The following is a 4888-nucleotide window of genomic DNA, read 5'->3' on the forward strand; positions in this document are numbered from 1 at the left end:
TGGGGCGATCGCTTCTACCGGAGTTCCCACAGCCGCTAACAAATCAACACCACTGTGAAAAAACACCTGGCCTGTATTGGGGTTAATTTGCCAACCATAGGGCAATCCTACCTCAGCAGTCTGTTCAAAAGGATAGCCGGATAACTGTACTGGGGTCGTAGGCGTTGTATTAGTTTTAGGCGATGCCGTAAAAGTACCATTAGGCGACCAATTGACCCCAGGTACAAACACAATTCGGGGATTTTGTTGACAGCCGTTGACCTCAAATAGCGCGTCGGGACGGACTTTATATCTTGTTGCTACTTGTCGCCAAGTTTGACCGCTAGGAACTTCTACCACAATCCCATTGTAAGGAGGAATTTGTAAAATACTGCCCACCACTGGCTGTGAACCATTTTGAAGAGATGGATTCATCCCCACAATCGTTTCTGGTACAAGATTGTAACGCTGGGCGATGCTCACCAAAGTATCACCCCTGACTACCTGATGTCGTCGAAATCGGGACAAAGCCGAAACAGGACAACCTTCAACAGCCGCACTAACATTGTTTGAGTTAGGAATCATGCTTAGTCCTAAAGCACCGACTAAGCCGCAGAGAAAAACCAAACGATGAGGAACAGTCATGGATATCCGTTAAGAAAGCCTTTAGTTATTAGTCGTGAGTCGTTAGTTATTAGTTTCTGTCTTCTAGAGGGGTGTAGGGGTTTAGGGGTGTAAGGGTGTGAGGGTGTAAGGGGTGTGAGGGTGTAAGGGGTGTGAGGGTGTAAGGGGTGTGAGGGTGTAAGGGTTTAGGGGTGTGAGGGTGTAAGGGTTTAGGGGTGTGAGGGTGTAAGGGGTGTGAGGGTGTAAGGGAAAGAATTGGAGATTTAAATCCAAAATCCAAAATCCAAAATTCAAAATTAAATGCCCTATGCCCCATGACCAAAAACTACCGAATGTTAAATTTACCTGTCCACTTGCTGGTTGCTTGACTAAACTTATAAATTAGCAACTGCATTGCTGTCCTTAAACGTAATCATTATGAATTTATCATTAAAGCAACTAGCCGTTTACCTATCTTTATTGGCGATCGGCGGTGGTGCAGGTTTGTTAGGTAGTCGCTATCTCATCCCGCAAAATCGCTCGTTTCAACAACTCAAAAATGTCACTGTGGCTTTACCCCCAGAAAGTGTGACTCCCAACCCTGTAATTGGTTCTCCAGGGGCTATTAATGGTGATAATGTTAACTTTATTGCTCACGCTGTACAGAAAGTTGGCCCTGCTGTTGTCAGGATTAATGCCACGCGTAAAGTCGCTAATCCTATCTCAGATGCTTTAAAAAATCCTTTATTACGCCGCTTTTTTGGTGAAGATGAACAACCACTTCCCCATGAAAGAATTGAACGCGGTACAGGTTCAGGGTTTATTTTGAGTGAAAAAGGGCAAGTCCTAACTAATGCCCATGTTGTAGCTGATACAGATACAGTACAAGTAACTCTCAAAGATGGGAGGACTTTTGAAGGTAAGGTAGTGGGGATTGATAATATTACAGATGTGGCTGTCGTCAAGATTCCTGGAGAAGAATTGCCGACGGTGAAATTAGGTAATTCACAAAATTTGATTCCTGGACAGTGGGCGATCGCGATCGGCAATCCTTTAGGTTTAGATAATACCGTCACTATCGGCATTATCAGTGCTACAGACCGCACCAGCGCACAGGTAGGAGTTCCAGATAAACGGGTTAGCTTTATTCAAACTGACGCTGCTATTAATCCAGGTAACTCCGGCGGGCCTTTATTAAATGCCCAAGGGGAAGTAATAGGAGTCAATACCGCGATTCGTGCTGATGCTCAAGGCTTAGGTTTTGCCATTCCTATAGAAACTGCTGCCCGTGTTGCTAATGAACTATTTACGAAAGGACGCGTAGAACATCCCTTTTTAGGGATTGAAATGACGGACTTGTCTCCCAGCAGAAAACAACAAATCAATCAAGAAAATAAACTCAACATTCAACAGGAAACTGGCGTTGTCATTAAAGGCGTGGTCAAAGACTCACCAGCGAACCGCGCAGGATTGCTCCCTGGTGATGTAATTCAAAAAATTAACGATAAACCAGTCAAAACATCAGCCCAAGTCCAAAAACAAGTTGAATCCAGCACCGTAGGAGATGTTCTAATGATGGAAATCAACCGCAGTGGCAAAATCCTCTCTGTCAAAGTACAGTCAGGTGCTTATCCTAAAAAATAGTCAATGGTCAATAGTCAATAGTCAATAGTCATTAGTCATTAGTCAATAGTCATTAGTCAGCACTCATTACTCATTACTCAGCACTCAGCACTCATTAGTCCTTCATCCTTGCACAGTAACTTTTTGACTATGGACTATGGACTGTGGACTATTAACTATTGACCATTAGACAAATGATCTAACTGCATCCTTTGTTCCATTTGGCGCAGAAAATAACCCGTCATCATAGCCGACGCTAGCAGTCCGGCTAAATTTTCTTTGTCGGTGGTTATTTGGACATTAAAATTCTCTGCTGGGAGCATTCCCACTAGCCCTTGTACGTTTTGGGAAATAATTTGTTTAATTTCCGGGCTGACGGACTGGGCAACACGGGCTAGAACTTCTGGAGACTGATGTTGGAGATATTTAAGTAACTGATTGGGGTTTTCCCCAAAGTGGTCGGAAAGCAGTTGGTTGGGGTGTTCCTCGGAGTTGTCGTTCAAAAAATCAGGATCAAACACCATTGGCAATTCTTTTTAGCTTAGTTGCTAATTCTACTCTAAACCATCGTGCAAGGGAATTGGGAATTGAAGAGGAATTGGTGCAGGGTGCAGGGGGCAAGGGTGAAAAATTTCCTGTCTCCTTTCTCCTAGTCCCCAATCCCCAGCGATGCACTGAGCTTGTCGAAGTGTCCCCAGTCCCCAACCCCTACTCCCCAGTTTCCAGTTCTAGTTCTAATTGCTGTTCTTTCGGGCTATTTTCTAAGATTTGGGGGAGTTGTTCGATTTGGAAGTATTGATGAAATTTTGATGTGACTTGTAGCGAGTAGGAACGGGATTCTTGGTCACGTCTTTTGCGAACAAAACCAAGTTCCACTAATTCGGGAACGTGTTGATATACTCCTGAGCCGCGTAGGTTAATTAAATCACTTTGGCGGATGGGACTATTGAGGGCGATCGCAGCGAGTGTCCTCAATGCTCCTAATCCCAATTCTACAGGAATCAATGTTTGTACTAGGTCATGGAAGTCAGGACGGAGTTGCAAACTATAACCTGCTGGTGTTTCTATAACTTCCAGTGCGCTATCTCGGCGGGCGTAGCTGTCCATTAGTTCAATGATGCCTTCTTCAACCGTAGCGCGATCGCAGGCTGCATACTCGGCGATTTCGCCCAGGGACAAAGGTTTACCCTTTAAGTAGAGAATCGCTTCTATCGTGGTCGCTGTGGCTGTGGTCATAAATCAATTCAAAATTCAAAATTCAAAATTCAAAATTTGAACTTTGTGTATTGAATTTTCCTGTTGAGGTTTAATAACTTTACAATAATAAGTGTGTGGGATTATACCTTTTTTCGTTGTTTAAGTCAAGGTAAATCCCACAAATAATCAAGTAAAAAGCCAGTATCATCAGAATTATTCCCCCTGCCCCCTGCCCCCTGCCCTATCCTCGACTGCCAAGAATAAATTCAGCGATCGCCAAATCCTGGGGAGTAGTAATTTTGAGGTTGGTTTCTTCGCCTTCCACAATTTGCACTTCAATGCCGCATTTTTCAAATAATGCCGCATCGTCGGTGACTTCCCAACCTTGGCGGATACCTTCAGCATGACATTGTTTCAACAACTGGACGTTAAATCCTTGGGGGGTTTGGGCTGCCCACAAATTTTGACGGTCGGGTGTACTTTGAATTATGCCATTGCCATCCACAACTTTGATTGTGTCTTTTACCGGAACGGCTGCAATTAAGCCGGAACACTTACGTATAGCTTGGGCGCAGGCGTTGAGTAAATCTGGCGTGGCTAAACATCTAGCCCCATCGTGAATTAAAACTTGCGCTGCCTCTGTTGGCAGTGCCTGTAAGCCGTTATAAACTGACTCTTGACGGGTGGCACCACCAATAATTAATTCTACTGGCTTAGTTAGCCGTAAATTAGCGATAATTTCCTTAAATTCTGGCCAGTCAGTAGGCTGAGAAATAATCCCTATCCAAGAGATTTCCTCAGCCGCTTGTGCAGCCAACAGAGTCCAAGCCAGAATAGATTGCGATCGCACCTGCAACAGCAGTTTATTCCGTTGACTCCCCATTCTTTTGCCGACACCGGCCGCAGGAATTAGTAAATACACAACAATCCTCAATCTTTAAATTAGGGGTGTAGGGGTGTAAGGGTGTAGGGGTTTAGGGGTTTAGGGGAAATAATTAACATCCCATGCCCAATGCCCAATGCCCAATACCCAATTCCCCAATCCTTAATACCTATATTCACCTAAAATAAGGAGCGAGTAAGCGTCAATAATTATTATGCGAGTAGTAGCCCTTGTACCTGGCGGAATTGGCGATCAAATTCTCTTCTTTCCGACTCTAGACGACTTGAAGAGACATTATCCCAACGCGCAACTAGATGTCGTTACCGAACCCCGGTCAAAGGCTGCCTACCGGGTGAGTAAGTCAGTCAATGAGGTGCTGGCTTTCGATTACAAAGACCGTAACAGCCTGGCAGATTGGGGCAACCTAGTAGGCACAATTCGCGATCGCGAGTATGAAGTAGTCATTACTGTTGGTCAAAGTTGGTTATTGGGTCTTTTTCTCTGGTTAACAGGAATCCCACACGTATCGGCTACCAAGGTAAAGGCTCTGGATTTTTTACCAATTCTGTGCCGTTGAAATCATCTCAGTACGCAGCCGTAACT

At 44.5% G+C, this 4888-nt stretch carries 7 protein-coding genes and 1 pseudogene; 2 read left to right on the forward strand and 6 right to left on the reverse strand.

Annotated features, from left to right (window positions below):
* Both CV014_RS29355 and CV014_RS29360 read right to left on the reverse strand, forming a co-directional pair.
* Positions 1 to 624 (reverse strand): LysM peptidoglycan-binding domain-containing protein (locus CV014_RS29355; RefSeq protein WP_236145228.1); only part of this gene is annotated, 624 nt, incomplete at its 3' end.
* Positions 625 to 705: 81 nt separating this feature from the next.
* The gene (locus tag CV014_RS29360; RefSeq protein WP_236145229.1) at positions 706 to 897 is read right to left on the reverse strand and encodes a hypothetical protein; all 192 of its coding nucleotides are present in this window, start codon (positions 895 to 897) and stop codon (positions 706 to 708) included.
* A gap of 123 nt (positions 898 to 1020) precedes the next feature.
* On the opposite strand from CV014_RS29360, the gene CV014_RS29365 reads away from it, so the two are divergent.
* Positions 1021 to 2226: an HhoA/HhoB/HtrA family serine endopeptidase gene (locus tag CV014_RS29365; protein ID WP_236145230.1), complete on the forward strand. Its 1206-nt coding sequence runs from the start codon at positions 1021 to 1023 to the stop codon at positions 2224 to 2226.
* 155 nt (positions 2227 to 2381) lie between these two features.
* On the opposite strand, the gene CV014_RS29370 is transcribed toward CV014_RS29365, so the two are convergent.
* From CV014_RS29370 to ispD, 4 genes are all read right to left on the reverse strand, one after another.
* The gene (locus tag CV014_RS29370; RefSeq protein WP_236145231.1) at positions 2382 to 2729 is read right to left on the reverse strand and encodes a DUF760 domain-containing protein; all 348 of its coding nucleotides are present in this window, start codon (positions 2727 to 2729) and stop codon (positions 2382 to 2384) included.
* The gene (locus tag CV014_RS29375) at positions 2719 to 2910 is read right to left on the reverse strand and encodes a hypothetical protein (protein ID WP_236145232.1); all 192 of its coding nucleotides are present in this window, start codon (positions 2908 to 2910) and stop codon (positions 2719 to 2721) included. Before CV014_RS29375 ends, CV014_RS29370 begins: the two co-directional genes overlap by 11 nt.
* Positions 2911 to 2913: 3 nt before the next feature.
* Positions 2914 to 3441, reverse strand: coding sequence for an SMC-Scp complex subunit ScpB (gene scpB / locus CV014_RS29380; RefSeq protein WP_236145233.1), 528 nt, complete (start codon positions 3439 to 3441; stop codon positions 2914 to 2916).
* A gap of 202 nt (positions 3442 to 3643) precedes the next feature.
* On the reverse strand, positions 3644 to 4324 hold the full coding sequence (gene ispD, locus CV014_RS29385) for a 2-C-methyl-D-erythritol 4-phosphate cytidylyltransferase (RefSeq protein WP_236145234.1): 681 nt from the start codon (positions 4322 to 4324) through the stop codon (positions 3644 to 3646).
* A 175-nt stretch (positions 4325 to 4499) separates the two neighbouring features.
* Here ispD and CV014_RS29390 point away from each other — a divergent pair.
* Positions 4500 to 4888 (forward strand): annotated as a pseudogene (locus tag CV014_RS29390) (glycosyltransferase family 9 protein); the annotation flags it as partial.

Origin of the sequence: Nostoc sp. CMAA1605 (assembly GCF_021596505.1) — a bacterium.
Classification (GTDB): Bacteria; Cyanobacteriota; Cyanobacteriia; order Cyanobacteriales; family Nostocaceae; genus Trichormus.

Bases quoted from the DNA above. Each gene is read 5' to 3' on its own strand.
- CV014_RS29365 (WP_236145230.1), top strand. From the start codon at position 1,021: ATGAATTTATCATTAAAGCAACTAGCCGTTTACCTATCTTTATTGGCG.
- scpB (WP_236145233.1), bottom strand. From the start codon at position 3,441: ATGACCACAGCCACAGCGACCACGATAGAAGCGATTCTCTACTTAAAG.
- CV014_RS29370 (WP_236145231.1), bottom strand. From the start codon at position 2,729: ATGGTGTTTGATCCTGATTTTTTGAACGACAACTCCGAGGAACACCCC.